Origin of the sequence: Brevundimonas sp. Root1279 (genome assembly GCF_001425945.1) — a bacterium.
GTDB lineage: Bacteria > Pseudomonadota > Alphaproteobacteria > Caulobacterales > Caulobacteraceae > Brevundimonas.
The window spans coordinates 141,806-157,750 of the sequence record NZ_LMEB01000006.1; the positions used below are offsets into that span (position 1 = coordinate 141,806).

Below are 15,945 nucleotides of genomic sequence, written 5' to 3' on the forward strand. Positions count from 1 at the left end.
TCTCAGGGGCGACGCTAGCAGACCCATGGGGTCGACGCGTCGAGGATATAGCGCCCCAGGTCGACCGGCGACGGGGCGAGTTACCAGCTTAGGTCCAGTTCCCCGATCGCCGCCTCGACCACCGCCGCCAGCTTCGCCTCGTCCGCCAGGGACGGGTGCCCGTCGCAGGCCATCAGATCGAGGCCGTCGTAGGGGGCGCTGACGGCACGGCCCGGCGTTTCCGCATTCAACGCGGCGGCGACGCCCTCCACGTCAGCCGCGAAGGTCGGACCGCCCATCAGAACGAAGCGGGCCCGCGGGTGGCGGGCGTGCAGCGCGTGGACGAAGGCTCGGTAGCGGTCGCGGTAGGCGGCGCGCAGGGCGGCCTCGTCGGACCAGGCCTCGCCGGGCTTGAGCGGGGTCGAGAAGTCGTTGGTCCCGAGGTTGATCACGATGACCTGGGGGCTCCAGCCGGCGTCGGCGTCTTCGAGGGGGGCGGGAGCGCTTGGGATCAGGCGCGGGTAGATGGTCGGCAGGCTGAGGTTCGGCGCGTTGCCGGCGTAGTTGCGGACCACGCCGAAGCCGGACCAGGCGTTGATGCGGTAGTCGGCGTCGAGGCGGCGCGCGACGACCGGGCCGAAGGCCGCTTGGGTGTCGGTCAGGTCGTGGATCTGTTCGGCGGTGCAATCGCGGCCGGGGGCCGTGTTGCCGTAGCCGACGGTGAAGCTGTCGCCGATGAACTCGATGCGGCGGGCGCGGGGCCGGGGCGGCAGGGCGGCGGTGTCGCCGACGGCGCGGAAACCGAGGAAGCGGCCGGCGCCGGCCTGGTTCTCGGTCAGCTTCTCGAGGCGGACGACATGTTCGCCCGGCGACAGGTCTGCCAGGGTCAGGGCGACGCGGCCGGGCTCGCGCAGGACGGCCTTCTCCTCGCCGTCGATGAGCACGCGTAGATGGTCACGCGGGGCGTCGAGGCTGACGGTGACGCCGGTCCCCTCAAACCGGCCCTCGAAATAGACCCCCGGCCAGCCGAAGCTGAGCGAGCCGTCGGGCGCGGCGGCGACGCGGCCGCCGATGTGCAGCGGTAGGGCTTCCTGGGCGAGCGCCGGGCCTGCGAGTGCGACAACGGCGGCGGCGGCGAGGACGAGGCCCGGACGGCGCATGCTCAGATGCCCGAGGCCGCTTCCGGATCGAGATCGGCGTCGCGGCCCTCGACGATGCGAGCGGCGGCGAGGTCGGCAGTGACGTTGCCGACGGTGCGGAAGATGTCGGGCACCACCTCGACCGCCAGCAGCAGGGGCAGGACCTCGAGCGGCAGGCCCATGGCCAGGGCGATGGGGGCGATGGAGGCGAAGAAGCTGACCTGGCCCGGCAGGCCGACGGTGCCGACGCTGATGGCCAAGGCCGCCACGCCGCCGGCGAACAGGACGCCGGGCGTCAGGGGAATGCCGTACAGGTGGGCCACGAAGATGCAGACGGCCAGGTTGGCGACGGTCGAGGTGATGCGGAACACGGCCACGGCCAGCGGCAGGACCAGGCCGGCGGTGGCGGCCGAGACGCCGAGCCGGTCGCGGGCCCGCTCGACCATCACCGGCAGGCAGGCCAGCGAAGACTGGGTCGAGAAGGCCACCACCTGCGCGGGGGCGGCGGCGCGGGCGAAGCGGCCGAGGCTGACCCGACCGAAGACCACGGCCACCACATAGGTCAGCAGGATGAGGCCGATCAGCACCAGACTGACCAGGGCGATGTAGTGGCCCAGCACGCCGGCGGCGCCGAGGCCGGCGCGCAGGCCGACGCCCAGCGACAGGGCGAAGACGCCGAGCGGGGCGGCGCGCAGCACCCAGTGGACGATGACGATCATCGTCTCGGACACGGCCTCGAAGAAGACGGTCAGGGGCTGGCGCAGGCGGGCGTCGAGGCGGGTGGTGGCGAAGCCGAAGACGATGGCGAAGACGACGATGCCGAGGATGGCGTCCTCGGCGGCGGCGCGGACAGGATTGGCCGGGGCGAGGCTGGTCAGGAAGGCGGGCAGGCCCCCGCCGCCCAGGTTCTCGCGCACCACGGCGTCGCCCGCCGCGCCGGCCATGAGCAGGCGGCCGCCCTCGGGGTCGATGGGCCACAGGGCGTGCAGACCCTGGGAGGCGAAGATGCCGTAGACGGTGGCCCCGACCAGCAGCAGGGCGAAGACGATCACCGCCTTGAGCGCCAGCCGGCCGGTGGCGGCCGCGTCGGCGATGGAGGCGATGCCGGTGACCAGCAGGCTGAAGACCAGCGGGATGATGGTCATGCGCAGGGCGTTGAGCCACAGCTGGCCCAGCCCTTCGATCAGGGCGACCGAGCCCGTCCCGCCGGGGATGCCCCAGGCCTGGGCGGCGGCGCCGGCGGCGAGGCCCGCCAACAGGGCGGCGAGCACCTGCAGGCTCAGGGACGACATGACGGCGGCGGTGCGGGAGCGGCTCATGCGGCGACGCTAGATGGGCTCGCGGCTCCGGTCGAGAGCCGAGATGACGTCGGTCGCCACGGCGTCGAGGGCGGCCGGGGACAGTTCGGAGAGACGGATACGGTCGAGCAGCGTCCGCTCGCGGGTCGCGCCCTGACGGCGGTAGGCGGGGTCGTAGTGCTCGACCATCAGGGCGCGGGCCAAGGCCTCGATCTCGCCGGCGGCGGCCAGGGCGCGCCACTCGGCGACCGTGCTCTTGGCGTGGTGACGCGGCAGGCGGGTCAGGGCGGCGTCGATGGCCTCGGGATCGGCTGCGATGGAGGCGTAGGCGTCGAGGGTGAAGGCCAGACGGGCCTCGACCGGGACGTCCAGCTCGATGACCGGCGCCACGCTCATGGCGGCCCAGAGCGAGGGCGGGACGACGCGGGCCCCGATGCGGCTGCTCTCGGCCTCCACCACCACCGGGCGGGCGGGGTCGAGGCGTGACAGGGCGTCGTGGAGCCGGCTCTCGAAGGCCTTCTGCGACGGCTGGCCGTCGGGCATGGCCCCGAACAGGGAGCCCCGGTGGGCGGCGAGGGCTTCAAGGTCGAGGATCTGGACGCCCTTGGCGACGAGGGCCTGCAACAGGGCGGTCTTCCCCGATCCTGTGGGGCCGTCGATCAGGACGAGGCGATGGGCCAGGGGCGCGTCGTGCAGGGCGTGGGCGACCTGACGGCGCCAGGTCTGGTAGCCGCCCTCGAGCAGGGTCACCGGCCAGCCGACTTGGTCCATGACGGTGACCATGGCCCCCGAGCGCTGGCCGCCGCGCCAGCAGTAGACCAGTGGCTTGAAGCCCCCGCCCCGCTCGGCCAGCGCGGCCTCCAGATGGGCGGCGATGTTGCGGGCGACGAGGGCGGCGCCGCGGCGGCGGGCGAGGAATTTGGAGCCCTGGACGTATTCGGTCCCGACCGAGGCGCGCTCGGCGTCGTCGAGCACCGGCAGGTTGAGGGCGCCCGGCAGATGGTCGAGGGCGAACTCGGACGGGCTGCGGACGTCGATCAGGGCGTCGAAGCCGTCGCGGGCCGCCGGACTGAGATCGGCGGTGCGGCGGATCATGCGGCGACGCGGACCCGGGCCGGGCCCTCGACGACCCGGCCGACGACAGCGGCGCGGTCGAAGCCCTCGGCCTGCGCCAGGGCCAGCAGGGCCTCGGCCTGGTCGGCGGCGACGGCGATCAGCAGGCCGCCGGAGGTCTGGGGGTCGGTGAGCAGGTCGCGGGCGGCCTGGGAGAGGTCCGCGGGCAGGTCGACGCTCTCGCCGTAGCTGGCCCAGTTGCGGCCCGAGGCGCCGGTGCGGACGCCGGCTTCGAGCAGGGCGGCGACGCCGTCCAGCAGCGGCGGCCGGGCGGTCAGCTCGACGGTCAGGCCCGAGCCGCGCGCCATCTCCAGCGCATGACCGAGCAGGCCGAAGCCGGTGACGTCGGTGACGGCGTGCATGCCGGCGCGGCCCGCCAGCTTGGCGCCGAGGGTGTTGAGCTTGGTCGTCGAGCCGATCAGGGCGGCGTAGCCGGCGGCGTCCAGGCGCTCCTGCTTGAAGGCGGCGCTGAGCACGCCGACGCCGAGCGCCTTGGTCAGGATCAGCACGTCGCCGGCGCGGGCGCCCCGGTTGGTCAGCACCTGGTCCGGATGGACCAGGCCCAGCGCCACCAGGCCGTAGATCGGCTCGACGCTGTCGATGGAATGGCCGCCGGCCACCGGGATGCCCGCCGCGGCGCAGACGTCGGCCCCGCCCTGCAGGATCTTGCCGATGGTCTCCGTGGAGAGGGTGGCCACCGGCATGCCGACCAGGGCCAGGGCGAGGATCGGCGTCCCGCCCATGGCGTAGATGTCGGACAGGGCGTTGGTCGCGGCGATGCGGCCGAAGTCGAACGGGTCGTCGACCACCGGCATGAAGAAGTCGGTCGTGGCCACCAGGGCCTGCTGGTCGTTGAGGCGCCAGACGGCGGCGTCGTCGCTGGTCTCGGTCCCGACCATCAGATTGGCGAACGGCGCGGCCTGGGGCATGCCCTTGAGGATGTCCTGCAGCACCGCCGGGGCCAGCTTGCAGCCGCAGCCGCCGCCATGGGCGAGCGAGGTCAGGCGGGGTGTCACGTCGGTCATCCCATCGGCTTAGGTCGAAACCGCTCGTGAACTCAACAGGGGGTTCGGCGTGTTACCCCTCGGCCATGCGCCAGACCCTGCTGCTCGCCGCCGCCGCCGCCGCCGCCCTCGCCCACTCGGCCGCCGCCCAGGAGGCCCGGACCTGGGCCAATCCGGTGGACGTGGATTACAAATACAATTTCGAGCAGACCCACCGGGGGATCAGCTACCGCACCGGGGCCGACCCGGTGATCGTGCTGCACCGGGACCGCTACTTCCTGTTCCAGACCCTGGCCGACGGCTACTGGACCAGCGAGAACCTGATCGACTGGACCTATGTCCATCCGAACAAATGGCCGTTCGAGAGCAATGTCGCCCCGGCGGCGGTGTCGGACGGCGAGAAGCTGTACCTCATGCAGTCGGCCTTCGAGCCGCGGCCGCTGCTGGTCTCGGAGCATCCCGAGACCGGCCAGTGGGAGTGGCACACCCGCATCCTGCCGCCTGTGCCCGGCGCGGTCAGCCGCAACGAGGAGGGCAGTTTCGGCGAAGGCGGCCTGCCCGAGGGCAAGCTGCCGCCGGGGCCCTGGGATCCGGGCCTGTTCATCGACGATGACGGCCGCTGGTACCTCTACTGGGGCTCGTCGAACATCTATCCGCTCTATGCGGCGGAGCTGGATTCGGCGCCCCCGATGCGGTTCGTGAGCGATCCAATCAAGCTGCACGTCCTGCATCCGGACCAGCACGGCTGGGAGCGGTTCGGCCAGGACCACTCGGGGACCCTGCCCGACGGCACGGCCATCAAGCCCTATATGGAGGGCGCCTGGATGACGAAGCATGGCGGGCGCTACTACCTGCAGTACGGGGCGCCCGGGACGGAGTTCAACGCCTACGCCAACGGCGTCTACGTCGCCGACCAGCCGCTGGGACCGTTCGAATACGCGCCGTACAATCCGATCAGCTACAAGCCAGGCGGCTTCGTCGAGGGGGCCGGGCACGGCTCGACCTTCCAGGACCGGCACGGCAACTGGTGGAACACCGGCACCCCGTGGATTGGCCACAACTGGACCTTCGAGCGGCGCATCGCGATGTTCCCGGGCGGCTTCACGGCCGACGGTCAGATGCATTTCTCCAGCCGCTTCGGCGACTATCCGCAGCGCATGCCTGTCGGGAAGGTCGACGATCCGGACAGCCTGTTCACCGGCTGGTTCCCCCTCTCCTACCGCGCCCCGGCCGAGGCCTCCTCGACCACCGGCGAGTTCACCGCCGATCGGGCCACCGACGAGAACCCGCGCACCTTCTGGGTCGCGGGAGCCAACCGCCCCGGCGAGACCCTGACGCTGGACCTCGGCGGGCTGAAGACGGTGCATGCGGTGCAGGTGAACTACGCCGACTACCAGTCCGGAATCTTCGCCGAGAGCCCCGACATCCGCACCCGGTTCCGCATCCTGTGGTCCCGCGATGGCGCCGACTGGCAGGTTTTCGCCGACCTGTCGGGCTCCGAGCGCGACCGCCCGAACGCCTATGTCGAGGGCGAGCGGCCGGTGGAGGCCCGCTTCATACGCTACGAGCATGGCGAGGTGGCCGGGGCCAACCTGGCCATCTCGGACTTCCGGGTGTTCGGGACGGCGGAGGGCGCGGCTCCGGCGACCCCGGCCGCCGAGGTCTCTCGCGCCGGGGACCAGCGCAACGCCCTGGTCCGCATCCACCCGGTCGAGGGCGCGCTCGGCTACAACATCCGCTGGGGCACGGCCCCGGACCGGCTGTTCCTGACCTACCAGGTCTACGCCGACGACCTGGCGGCTCAGGGCGACCGGCAGGAGGTGCGGGCGCTCAATGTCGGGGTCGACTACTGGTTCGCGGTCGAGGCCTTCTCGGCCAGCGGGGTGTCGGAGCTGGGCGAGGTGACGGCGGTTCCGGCGGATTGACCTTTCCACGTCGCCCTCGGGCTTGTCCCGAGGGCCCATGCGCGCGGTGACCGCTCAAGGACCTGCAATCAACCACCGAGTTCTTGGGCCCTCGGGACAAGCCCGAGGGTGACGGAGGAGGGAGCGAAATGGGAGCGAAACGCCGCTCACTCCCCTTCCGGATTCCATCCTTTCGGCAGCGCGCGTCGCTTCGGCGGGTCCGGCGCTCTTGGTCTCCAGTCGCGCCAGTCGTTGTGATCGCCCTGCCAAGCCACCCCAGGGTCGATGAGTCCCGGATAGAGGTCCGCCCAGTCCGGGTTCGCGCGTTCAATGAGGTTGATCTTCCAATCGCGCAGATAGCGCTTCAGCCGCTTCTCGTGCCGGATAGCCTCGGTCATCAATTCATGGGGCTGGAACCAGACCAGGCGCTTGAGCCCGTAGGTTTTCGTGTGGCCGTCGACGCGTCCCTCGCGATGGTCTTGCACCCGAAGGATGAGATTGCCCGACACCCCGATATAGATCGCGCCGTGCCGGCGGTTTGCCATCATGTAGGCGGCGATGACGCCGTCGCGTGAGACCATCGCGTCCTCCCGGCACAGGGAGAACATTCAGCGAACATTGATTTTTGTCCAGCCTCTTTGTTCACCCGTCATCCTCGCCCTTGTGGCGAGGATCCAAGAACTGGGTGGCGGTCGTGGGCCCTGGGGCCGCCACCGAGTTCTTGGGCCCTCGGGACAAGCCCGAGGGTGACGGAGGAGGGGGCGCTGTCGATTGAACAGCCCCACCTACAGCGCGTTGTGCCTCACAGTTGAGGAGTTCGCCCATGCCCGTCCCCCGTTTCGGAACCATCCTCGGAGGCATGCTGCTGTCGCCCGCGGGGCGGCGGTTCGCCGGTAGGCATGCGGGCAAGCTGGCCCTGGCGACGCTGGCGTTCCAGCTTTGGGAGTCCCGTCGAGGCGGCAGGCCGACCGGGCCGAAACCGGCCGAGGCGCATCCGCGCAAGCGCTGGAGCGGGCGGCGGCGCTGATCGGTCCCCTCTGGACTGACCCGACGTCAAAGGCTCACAACAGCAGGGCTTCACGCAGGGGGCCCGCCATGATCACCGTCCACCATCTGAACGACTCACGCTCGCAGCGCGTGCTGTGGCTGCTCGAGGAGCTTGGCCTGCCCTATGAGGTGAAGCGCTATCAGCGCGACGCCAAGACCATGCTCGCCCCGCCGGAGCTGAAGGCGGTGCATCCGCTGGGCAAGTCGCCGGTGGTCGAGGAGGATGCGATCAAGGTCGCCGAGACCGGGGCCATCGTCGAATATCTGCTGGAGGCGCATCCGGGTTCGGGCCTGAAGCCCGCCCCCAACACCCCGGCCGGCCGCCGGTACACCTACTGGCTGCACTACGCCGAGGGCTCGGCGATGACTCCCCTGCTGCTGAAGCTGGTCTTCACCCAGATCCCCAAGCGCGCGCCGCTGCTGGCCAAGCCCGTCGCCAGCGGCATCGCCAAGAAGATCAACGCCCAGATGATCGATCCTCAGCTGGCCACCCACACGGCCTATTGGGAGGCCGAACTGGGCAAGTCCGCCTGGTTCGCCGGCGACGCGTTCTCGGCCGCCGACATCATGATGAGCTTCCCCGTCGAAGCCCTGGGCGCCCGCGTCGGTTTCGGCGGCGACAAGCCTCGGCTGAAGGCCTTCCTCGAGCGGATCCATGCCCGGCCGGCGTATCAGCGGGCCCTGGAGCGCGGCGGCCCGTACAGCTACGCCTGAACGTCGGCGGATTAGTCACAGCGCGGCCACCTTAGGGTGAAACCCTCAGTCGGACCGCAACCCCGCGGTTTCCTGACCGTTAACCGACCATGCGTCTGAAAACCGTGCAAGTGATCGCCGCCCTGGCGGCCGCCGTCTGTTTCATCCTGGCCTTCATCGCCGCCGGGATCCTGATCCTGTCGACCCTGTTCATGGCCGCAGGCCTGGCCGCCGTCGCCTGGCTGGCGTGGAGCCTGATGCGCCAGGTCCGCGACCGCGGGCGCAACCGGACGGCGACGCCTACGACCTGAGCCATCACCCATCATGGGTAGCCGAAGCCCTTGAACCTTGTGGAACGGCGCCCTACCCTCTTGGGCCGGTCGCGTGCGCCCAGCGACCTATGTGCCGAGTAAGTCTGTCCAGTCGGGCGATAGCTAAGAAATTCACGACATATGGAAAAAGTGCCGATGACGGCCGAGGGCTACCGTGTCCTCGACGATCAGTTGAAGCAATTGAAGTCGGTCGAAAGGCCGAGCGTCATCGCGGCCATTTCTGAGGCCCGCGAGCACGGCGACCTGTCCGAGAACGCCGAGTATCACGCGGCGAAGGAACGGCAGGGCTGGATTGAAGGGTCCATCGCCGACATCGAGGACAAGCTGTCGCGCGCCCAGGTGATCGACGTATCCAAGCTGTCCGGCACCCAGGTGAAGTTCGGCGCCACGGTCACCGTGGTCGACGAGGACACCGAGGAAGAGGGCCGCTACCAGATCGTCGGCGAGCACGAAGCCGACGTGAAGGCGGGCAAGATCTCCGTCTCGTCGCCCATCGCCCGCTCGCTGATCTCCAAGGAAGTCGGCGATGTGGTCGAGGTGAACACCCCCGGCGGGGTGAAGGCCTACGAGATCGTCAAGGTCGAGTGGAAATAGACTGATGACTGCACCGACCGGAACACGCCCGCCTCTGGTGTCGCATGTTTCGGTCGGCGTCACCGACGTGCACCGCGCCGGCGTCTTCTACGACGCCGTGATGGCGACGCTCGGCGCGCGCCGCGTGATGGAGCACGGCGTCGGGATCGGCTACGGCCGCACCTTCCCCGAGTTCTGGGCCGCCCAGCCGCAGGACCACAAGCGCGCCACGGCCGGCAACGGGACGCACGTCTGCTTCAATGCGCCGGATGAAAAGTCGGTCGCCGACTTCCACGCCGCCGGCCTCGCCGCGGGCGGCTTCGACGACGGCGCGCCGGGCCGCAGGCCGCAGTACGCACCGGGTTATTACGCCGCCTTCCTGCGCGACCCGGACGGCAACAAGGTCGAGGCCATGTGCTGGATCGCCCCGCCCGACCCCGACACGCCGCCCAGCGAGACGTGACACCCCCTCCCCTGAAGATCTGGGTCGTCTCGGACGGCCGCGCGGGCATCGAGAACCAGGCCCTCGGCCTCGCCGAGGCGGTGCAACGGCTGAGCCCGGCCGAGATCGCCATCAAGCGCATCCGCTGGAAGCCCGCCTTCGACAAGCTGCCGTCGGCCCTCAAGGCCCCGTGGATGCTGGAACCCGCTTCGGACGCCGTCGAGCCCCCTGCCGGCGAGGCCTGGCCCGACCTGTGGATCGCCACCGGACGGGCGACCCTGCCGCTGTCGGTGAGGGCCAAGGCCCGTTCCGGCGGCAAGACCTTCGTGGTCCAGACCCAGGACCCGCGCTGGCGGACGGGCGACTTCGACCTGGTGGTGGCCCCGAGCCACGACGGGGTCAGCGGGCCCAATGTCGTATCGATCACCGGCTCGCCGCATCGGGTGACGCCTACGCGGCTGGCGGAGGGCGCCGCCGGCTTCTCAGAGACGCTGGACGCCCTGCCCCGGCCGCGCGTGGCCGTGCTGGTCGGCGGGAAGTCGCGGGCTCACGACCTGCCCGAGGCCCAGGCGGCCGTCCTGGCGGATGACATCGCGCGCGCCGTCGAGGCGGCCGGCGGTTCGCTGATGCTGACCTTCTCGCGGCGCACCCCCGAGGCAGCCAAGGCGGCGATGACGGAGCGACTGAAGGGCCTCGCCGGCCTGATCTGGGACGGGACCGGGGCCAATCCCTATTTCGCCTTCCTGCACTACGCCGACCAGGTGCTGGTCACCGAGGACAGCGCCAACATGGCCGCCGAGGCCGCCTCGACCGGCAAGCCTGTGCAGATCCTGCCGATGGTCCCGCTGAAGTCGGCCGACAAGTTCACGCGCCTGCACGCGGACCTGCGCCAGCGGGGCGCGGCGCGGGCCTTCGACGGGTCCTTCGCAGAGACCGGCTACGCGCCGCTGGCCGAGACGGACCGGGCGGCCCGCGAAGTGCTGAGGCGGATGGGCCGGGCCTAGTCGCCGCCGCCGCCGCCGTCCGAGCCGCCGTCAGACCCGCTGTGGGTATGGGTCGCTCCGCTGTCGCCGTCGCCGCCGCCGCTGTCGCCGTCCCTGTGCCGCTTGGCGTTGGCCGCGCCCATCATCGCTACGCCGAGGCCCGAGCCGATGGCCACGCCCAGGCTGATGCCCAGCGCCAGATTGTCCATCGCCGTGCCGAGGGCCACGCCGATGGCCGTCCCCGCCCCGATCCCGATCGGCAGGAAGGCCGCACCGTTGGTCTGCTTCATCCCCGACTCCTTGCGTCACAGGCTCAACCTAGCATCGCGGAATCTGGAATCAGCCCCTAAATAGGGCCCCATGAGCACCACTCTCCGCACCGTCCGCGTCGCCATCATCGGTTCCGGCCCCGCCGGCTGGACCGCCGCCATCTACGCCGCGCGCGCGCTGCTGAGCCCGGTGGTCATCGCCGGCCTGCAGCCGGGCGGCCAGCTGACCATCACCACCGACGTGGAGAACTATCCCGGCTTCGCCGACGTCATCCAGGGCCCCTGGCTGATGGAGCAGATGCAGAAGCAGGCCGAGCACGTCGGGACCGAGGTGATCCACGACATCGTGGTCAAGGCCGACCTGTCGCAGCGGCCGTTCCGCCTGACGCTGGACAGCGGCGGCGAGATGCTGGCCGAAACGGTGATCATCTCGACCGGCGCCCAGGCCAAGTGGCTGGGGCTGGAGAGCGAGCAGAAATACCAGGGCTTCGGCGTTTCGGCCTGCGCCACCTGCGACGGCTTCTTCTATCGCGGCAAGGACGTGATCGTGGTCGGCGGGGGCAATACCGCCGTCGAGGAGGCGCTGTTCCTGACCAATTTCGCCTCGAAGGTCACCGTCGTGCACCGCCGCGACGAGTTCCGCGCCGAGCGCATCCTGCAGGATCGCCTGTTCTCGAACCCCAAGGTCGAGGTGGTCTGGGACAACGCCATCGACGAGATCCTGGGCGAGACCAACAGCTTCGGCGGCGTCAACGTCACCGGCGCGCGGATCAAGAACGTCAAGACAGGCGAGACCCGAGACATCACCGCCGACGGCGTCTTCATCGCCATCGGCCACGCGCCGTCATCGGAACTGTTCGCCGGGCAGCTGGAGACCAAGGCGGGCGGCTATCTGGTGGTCAAGCCGGGCACGGCCGCCACGGCGATCGAGGGCGTCTGGGCCGCCGGCGACGTGACCGACGACATCTACCGCCAAGCCGTCACCGCCGCAGGCATGGGCTGTATGGCGGCGCTGGAGGCGGTGCGCTTCCTGGCCGAGCAGGACCACAAGGCCGAGGGCCACCCGATCACGCACAAGGAAGCCGAGAAGATCGGCGTCTGGTAGGCGAGCGAACAGGACTACGGCCTAGGACACGCCCTGTCCGCCTTGTTCGAATCCCCGGCGCCTTGGTTTAGCCGAACAGTTGCAGCCCCGGCGGGGCGTACTGGACCGGCTCGCCTTGGCGGCGGCGCAGGGCGTAGTCGACCGCCGATTGCACGGAACGCTCGTCAGTCGGCTTGGACAGCACGCCGATGGTGCCGGCGACGCCGCTGCGCACCATGCCCGGGTTGGCGGTCATGAACAGCACAGTGACACCCAGGTCCTGACCGAGCTCGCGTCCGAGGGCCACGCCGGTCGGGCCGTCTGACAGGTGGATGTCGACAAGCGCCAGATCGACTTCCGTCTCCCGCACGATGTTTCGGGCGGTGGCCGCGTCCCCCGCAGAGCCGACCACCTCGTGACCGAGATCCTCCAGGACGAAACGGAGTTCCATCGCAACAAGGGCTTCGTCTTCGATGATCAGGATGCGGGCGGTCATTAGGCGCAATCAGGCAGGGTTCTCGGTTCCGTGGACGGGCGGAACGCGGTGAGTGTCATGGGGTTTCAGGTCCGGTCGATCATGCGACGTTTTGCGCCGCTCGACGTCTCGACAGGGCGGTGGAGGGGAGATCCGCTATGACCTGCAAACCCTCCCTGAGCCATTTGCGTTCCAGTCGTCCGCCCAATTGGTTCTCGACCGAAAGCGTAGCCAGGGACGAGCCGAAGCCAGAATGGGTGGGTTGCTCATGGATTTCCGGCCCGCCGGTTTCCGTCCAGGTGAGCACAAAGCGATCGTCGAGACGGCGGGTGTCGAGCGTGACCCGGCCGCCCTCTGCGGAGAGAGAGCCGTATTTGGCGGCGTTGGTGGCCAGTTCGTGGAACAGCAGGGCCACCGAGGTGGCGGCCTGGTCGTCGAAGGTGGCGTCGTCGCCACTGAGGATCACGCGCGGCTCGCCGGAACTGCAGCCGTAGGGCTTGAACAGGTCCTCAAGGAAGGCGTGCAGGGTCATGGTCCCGACGGTCGGGCGCGACGTCTCGGTGTGCGGGCGAACGAATTCGTGGGCGCGGGCCAGGGCGTTGATGCGGGTGCGGACCGCGGCGGCGAAGGTCTTGGCCTCGGGATACTGGCGCGCCGACAGGGCGATCAAGGCCGAGACGACGGCGAAGATGTTCTTGATCCGGTGGCTCAGCTCCTGGCTGAGCAGCTCCTTGGCCTGGTCCGACCGCTTCAGGTCGTCGATGTCGGTGCAGGTGCCGAACCAGCGTGTGATCTGGCCCGCCTCGTTGCGGATCGGCGTGGCCCGTCCCAGCGTCCAGCGATAGACGCCGTCGTGGCGGCGCAGGCGGTACTCGATCTCATACGGGTCGCCGGTCGTCAGCGAGTGCCGCCACAGGCTCCAGGCGCGATCCTGGTCCTCCGGGTGGAACATGTTGTTCCAGCCCTCGCCGTCGGTCGAACCATCGGGCACGCCGGTGAACTCGTACCAGCGGGCGTTATAATAGTCGTGGAAGCCGTCCGGCAGGGTCGACCAGACCATCTGCGGCATGGAGTCGGCGATGGCGCGGAATTTGGCCTCGCTCTCGGCCAGCTGGAGCGTGATCGAAGCGAGCTCGACGTCGCGCTGGTCGCGGCGCACGTCGTGATCGGCGCGCTCTCCGCTGGCGTCCGAGCTGCGGCGAACGAGGCGGCGCAGCTCCATCTGGGTCATGACCTGGCGGGCGAGGACCGTCAGGGCCTCGATCTGTAGGTCGTTCAGCCCGTCCGGGTGGGCCTCGCTGTCGATCACCGACAGGGCCCCGAGCGGATGGCCCTCGGGCGAGACCAAGGGGGCGGCGGCGTAGAAGCGGATATGGGGATCGCCGGTGACCAACGGATTGTCGGCGAAGCGCGGATCGAGGGTCGCGTCCGGAATGACCATCACGCCCTCGCCGCGCATGGCGTGATCACAGAAGGACACTTCGCGCGACGTGGAACAGGCGTCGATGCCGACACGGGCCTTGAACCACTGCTCGGTCTCGTCGACGAGGCTGACCAGAGCCACCGGCGTGCCGCACAGTCTCGCCGCGAGCGCGACCACCTCGTCCAGCTCTCGCTCAGGCGCGGTGTGCAGGATGCCATATTCACGCAGGGCCGCGAGCCGGATGCGTTCTGCGTGGTCGTAGTGCTGGTTCATTGCGTCGGCGCGGACCGGTCCTGTTGGGCGCCCTGCGCCTTCCCCCGGCGTCACAATGCGGATATCGCCCGGACGTTGCAATAATTCGCCGTTATCGGATCAGGTTGCCGGACGCCCGACTTCCTCGACTTCCATGGGCGTCACCCCGGCCGGGGCAGGCTCGGCCGGGGCGGCTTCCGCCGGCTTGGCCGGGGTTTCGTACGCCGCCAGGCGTTGGTTGATCTCGGCGATCTGCTCGCGCGTGGGCTGCATACGGCCGCCCAGGGAGACGACGCCGACGACGCGGGTCTGGCCATCGATCTCGACGGTGCGGACCGCCGTCTGCCCTTCGGCCGCGGCCTCGGCGAGGATGGCCTCGGCCTCTTCCGGGGTGACCAGCGGAATGCGCGGCTTGGAGAAGCGCGCCTCGTCGATGCGAGGCTCGCGGCCGGAGTAGGGCTGCCGGAAGGCGGCGGTTTCGCCGTAGATCCCCTTCCAGCGGTAGAAGATGTGGGCCCCGATCTGGTCGAGCTTGCTCAGCGTCGGCGCCCACCAGGGGTGGACGTAGTCGGCGTGGTAGTGGGTGGCGGTGCCGACGCGGACCGACACGTAACCGGCCAGCGCACGCTCGGCGACCAGGGCGGCGCGGCGCCAGTACCAGTCGACCGCACCCTGGCTGAGCGCGCCGTCGCAGGTGAAGCTGAACTGGCAGCCGGTGATGCGCTCGGCGCCCTGATAGACCACGCCGCAGACCGAGCTTGGATAGTTGGGATCGCGCACGCGGTTCAGGACGACCTGGGCCACCGCTTCCTGGCCCTCGGTCGGCTCGAGCGCAGCCTCGTAATAGATGGCCTGGGTCAGGCAGCGGACGGCGCGGCGGCGATCCTCCGCCGTGGCCGGCTTGAACACGAACGGCTTGGCCGGACGCAGCAGGGCGTGGGCGGCCGGCATGGCGGCGTTGAGCTTCTGGGCCTCGAGGCCGGAGGCGCCCAGGTCGAGCGACGGCTTGCCGCCCAGCGACAGGCTCTCCCAGCCGGGCGTCAGGCCGTACAGGGCGGCGTCGCGCAGGGCCGGGTCGTGGCGGATGGCGAGGGCGAGTTGCGACGGGTCCATACGGGCGGCGATGGCCTGCAGGCCCTTGTCGCTGAGGTCGCCCTTGGTGATCTGGCGCACGGACTCGGCGCGGCGATCGATGTCCGGACGGACGCTGGAGCTGGCGGCCATGGCCACGCCGATGGCGGCCAGCGCAGCGGGCGCGGCGGCTGCGAACCGGCGCGTCTTCTTACGCAGCGCTGTCCAGTCGACCTTGGCCATCCGTACTCCGGTTGCGACGCCCGGGCCTCCTAGCGGCAAACCCGGGCGACTTTCAGGCGCAGGCGAGCGCCGTTCGGTCAAGCATCAACGCCCGCCGAGCGTGGAACGCAACATCCAGGCGAACTTCTCATGCGCGGCGAGACGCTGGGTCAGCAGGTCCGCCGAGGCCTCGTCGCCGGCCTTGTCGGCCGCCTCGAAGGCGGTGCGGGCCGTGGCGATCAGGGTCTCGTGGTCCTTCAGCAGCTCCTTGAGCATCGGAATGGCCTCCTTCTCAGGATCGCCGTCCTTGATCGAGGTCAGGTTGCCGAAGCCGGAGAAGCTCTGCGGGGCGAGGACGCCCAGGGCGCGGATGCGCTCGGCGATCTCGTCCAGCGCGGTCCAGATGTCGCGGTACTGCTGTTCCAGCAAGTTGTGGAAGCTGAAGAACTCCGGCCCGCGGACGTTCCAGTGATAGCCGTGGGTCTTGAGATAGACCGCGAAACTGTCGGCGAGAACCTTGGTCAGCTCCTGCGCCACATCAGTGCGCTCGGCCTTGCTCAGGCCCGTGTCGACGGTCGCAGTCATGGATATCTCCTCTAAGGCTCAGCTGGCCTGATCTGCAGGTAGGTCGCCGACCCGTCC

At 69.9% G+C, this 15,945-nt stretch carries 18 protein-coding genes; 8 read left to right on the plus strand and 10 right to left on the minus strand.

From position 1 onward, the window contains the following. Positions 1–80: 80 nt before the first annotated feature. The 4 genes from ASC65_RS08695 to selD are packed head-to-tail and all read right to left on the minus strand — an operon-like array spanning position 81 to position 4,554. Positions 81–1,139: an SGNH/GDSL hydrolase family protein gene (locus ASC65_RS08695; RefSeq protein WP_056451705.1), complete on the minus strand. Its 1,059-nt coding sequence runs from the start codon at positions 1,137–1,139 to the stop codon at positions 81–83. 2 nt (positions 1,140–1,141) lie between these two features. Beyond that, positions 1,142–2,437: a dicarboxylate/amino acid:cation symporter gene (locus ASC65_RS08700; protein ID WP_056451707.1), complete on the minus strand. Its 1,296-nt coding sequence runs from the start codon at positions 2,435–2,437 to the stop codon at positions 1,142–1,144. A 9-nt stretch (positions 2,438–2,446) separates the two neighbouring features. Next, on the minus strand, positions 2,447–3,511 hold the full coding sequence (gene mnmH, locus ASC65_RS08705; RefSeq protein ID WP_056451709.1) for a tRNA 2-selenouridine(34) synthase MnmH: 1,065 nt from the start codon (positions 3,509–3,511) through the stop codon (positions 2,447–2,449). Next, the gene (selD, locus tag ASC65_RS08710; RefSeq protein ID WP_056451711.1) at positions 3,508–4,554 is read right to left on the minus strand and encodes a selenide, water dikinase SelD; all 1,047 of its coding nucleotides are present in this window, start codon (positions 4,552–4,554) and stop codon (positions 3,508–3,510) included. Before selD ends, mnmH begins: the two co-directional genes overlap by 4 nt. Positions 4,555–4,619: 65 nt before the next feature. Between selD and ASC65_RS08715 the strand changes: the two genes are divergently transcribed. After that, positions 4,620–6,458 carry a family 43 glycosylhydrolase gene (locus ASC65_RS08715; protein WP_082525949.1) on the plus strand — a complete coding sequence of 613 codons (1,839 nt, stop codon included), beginning with the start codon at positions 4,620–4,622 and terminating at the stop codon, positions 6,456–6,458. 146 nt (positions 6,459–6,604) lie between these two features. On the opposite strand, the gene ASC65_RS08720 is transcribed toward ASC65_RS08715, so the two are convergent. Further along, positions 6,605–7,045: a GIY-YIG nuclease family protein gene (locus ASC65_RS08720; protein ID WP_082525950.1), complete on the minus strand. Its 441-nt coding sequence runs from the start codon at positions 7,043–7,045 to the stop codon at positions 6,605–6,607. A gap of 215 nt (positions 7,046–7,260) precedes the next feature. On the opposite strand from ASC65_RS08720, the gene ASC65_RS16730 reads away from it, so the two are divergent. The 6 genes from ASC65_RS16730 to ASC65_RS08745 all read left to right on the plus strand — a co-directional run bounded on the left by ASC65_RS16730 (position 7,261) and on the right by ASC65_RS08745 (position 10,528). Continuing rightward, complete coding sequence (locus ASC65_RS16730) at positions 7,261–7,464, plus strand: cysteine protease (protein ID WP_082525951.1); 204 nt, start codon at positions 7,261–7,263, stop codon at positions 7,462–7,464. A gap of 68 nt (positions 7,465–7,532) precedes the next feature. Further along, entirely contained in the window at positions 7,533–8,198 is a 666-nt protein-coding gene (locus tag ASC65_RS08725) for a glutathione S-transferase (RefSeq protein WP_056451713.1), read from the plus strand. 89 nt (positions 8,199–8,287) lie between these two features. Beyond that, the gene (locus ASC65_RS08730; RefSeq protein WP_056451715.1) at positions 8,288–8,488 is read left to right on the plus strand and encodes a hypothetical protein; all 201 of its coding nucleotides are present in this window, start codon (positions 8,288–8,290) and stop codon (positions 8,486–8,488) included. 141 nt (positions 8,489–8,629) lie between these two features. Next, a complete protein-coding gene (gene greA / locus ASC65_RS08735) occupies positions 8,630–9,103 on the plus strand; it encodes a transcription elongation factor GreA (protein ID WP_056451717.1) in 474 nt (157 codons plus the stop codon). A gap of 4 nt (positions 9,104–9,107) precedes the next feature. Beyond that, a complete protein-coding gene (locus tag ASC65_RS08740; RefSeq protein WP_056451719.1) occupies positions 9,108–9,545 on the plus strand; it encodes a VOC family protein in 438 nt (145 codons plus the stop codon). After that, complete coding sequence (locus ASC65_RS08745; protein WP_056451721.1) at positions 9,542–10,528, plus strand: mitochondrial fission ELM1 family protein; 987 nt, start codon at positions 9,542–9,544, stop codon at positions 10,526–10,528. The genes ASC65_RS08740 and ASC65_RS08745 overlap by 4 nt, the downstream gene beginning before the upstream one ends. Here the strand turns inward: ASC65_RS08745 and ASC65_RS08750 are convergent. Next, the gene (locus ASC65_RS08750; RefSeq protein WP_056451723.1) at positions 10,525–10,797 is read right to left on the minus strand and encodes a hypothetical protein; all 273 of its coding nucleotides are present in this window, start codon (positions 10,795–10,797) and stop codon (positions 10,525–10,527) included. The two genes, ASC65_RS08745 and ASC65_RS08750, sit on opposite strands and share 4 nt — an antisense overlap. 70 nt (positions 10,798–10,867) lie before the next feature. Here ASC65_RS08750 and trxB point away from each other — a divergent pair, with 70 nt between their 5' ends. Next, on the plus strand, positions 10,868–11,881 hold the full coding sequence (gene trxB, locus ASC65_RS08755) for a thioredoxin-disulfide reductase (RefSeq protein WP_056451725.1): 1,014 nt from the start codon (positions 10,868–10,870) through the stop codon (positions 11,879–11,881). Positions 11,882–11,948: 67 nt separating this feature from the next. Here trxB and ASC65_RS08760 read toward each other — a convergent pair whose 3' ends face one another. The 4 genes from ASC65_RS08760 to ASC65_RS08775 all read right to left on the minus strand — a co-directional run bounded on the left by ASC65_RS08760 (position 11,949) and on the right by ASC65_RS08775 (position 15,888). Then, positions 11,949–12,356: a response regulator gene (locus tag ASC65_RS08760; RefSeq protein ID WP_056451727.1), complete on the minus strand. Its 408-nt coding sequence runs from the start codon at positions 12,354–12,356 to the stop codon at positions 11,949–11,951. A gap of 79 nt (positions 12,357–12,435) precedes the next feature. Beyond that, positions 12,436–14,031 carry a sensor histidine kinase gene (locus tag ASC65_RS08765; protein WP_082525952.1) on the minus strand — a complete coding sequence of 532 codons (1,596 nt, stop codon included), beginning with the start codon at positions 14,029–14,031 and terminating at the stop codon, positions 12,436–12,438. A gap of 99 nt (positions 14,032–14,130) precedes the next feature. After that, complete coding sequence (locus ASC65_RS08770; RefSeq protein ID WP_056451729.1) at positions 14,131–15,324, minus strand: cell wall hydrolase; 1,194 nt, start codon at positions 15,322–15,324, stop codon at positions 14,131–14,133. 84 nt (positions 15,325–15,408) lie between these two features. Further along, the gene (locus ASC65_RS08775) at positions 15,409–15,888 is read right to left on the minus strand and encodes a Dps family protein (RefSeq protein WP_056451731.1); all 480 of its coding nucleotides are present in this window, start codon (positions 15,886–15,888) and stop codon (positions 15,409–15,411) included. Positions 15,889–15,945 lie beyond the last annotated feature (57 nt).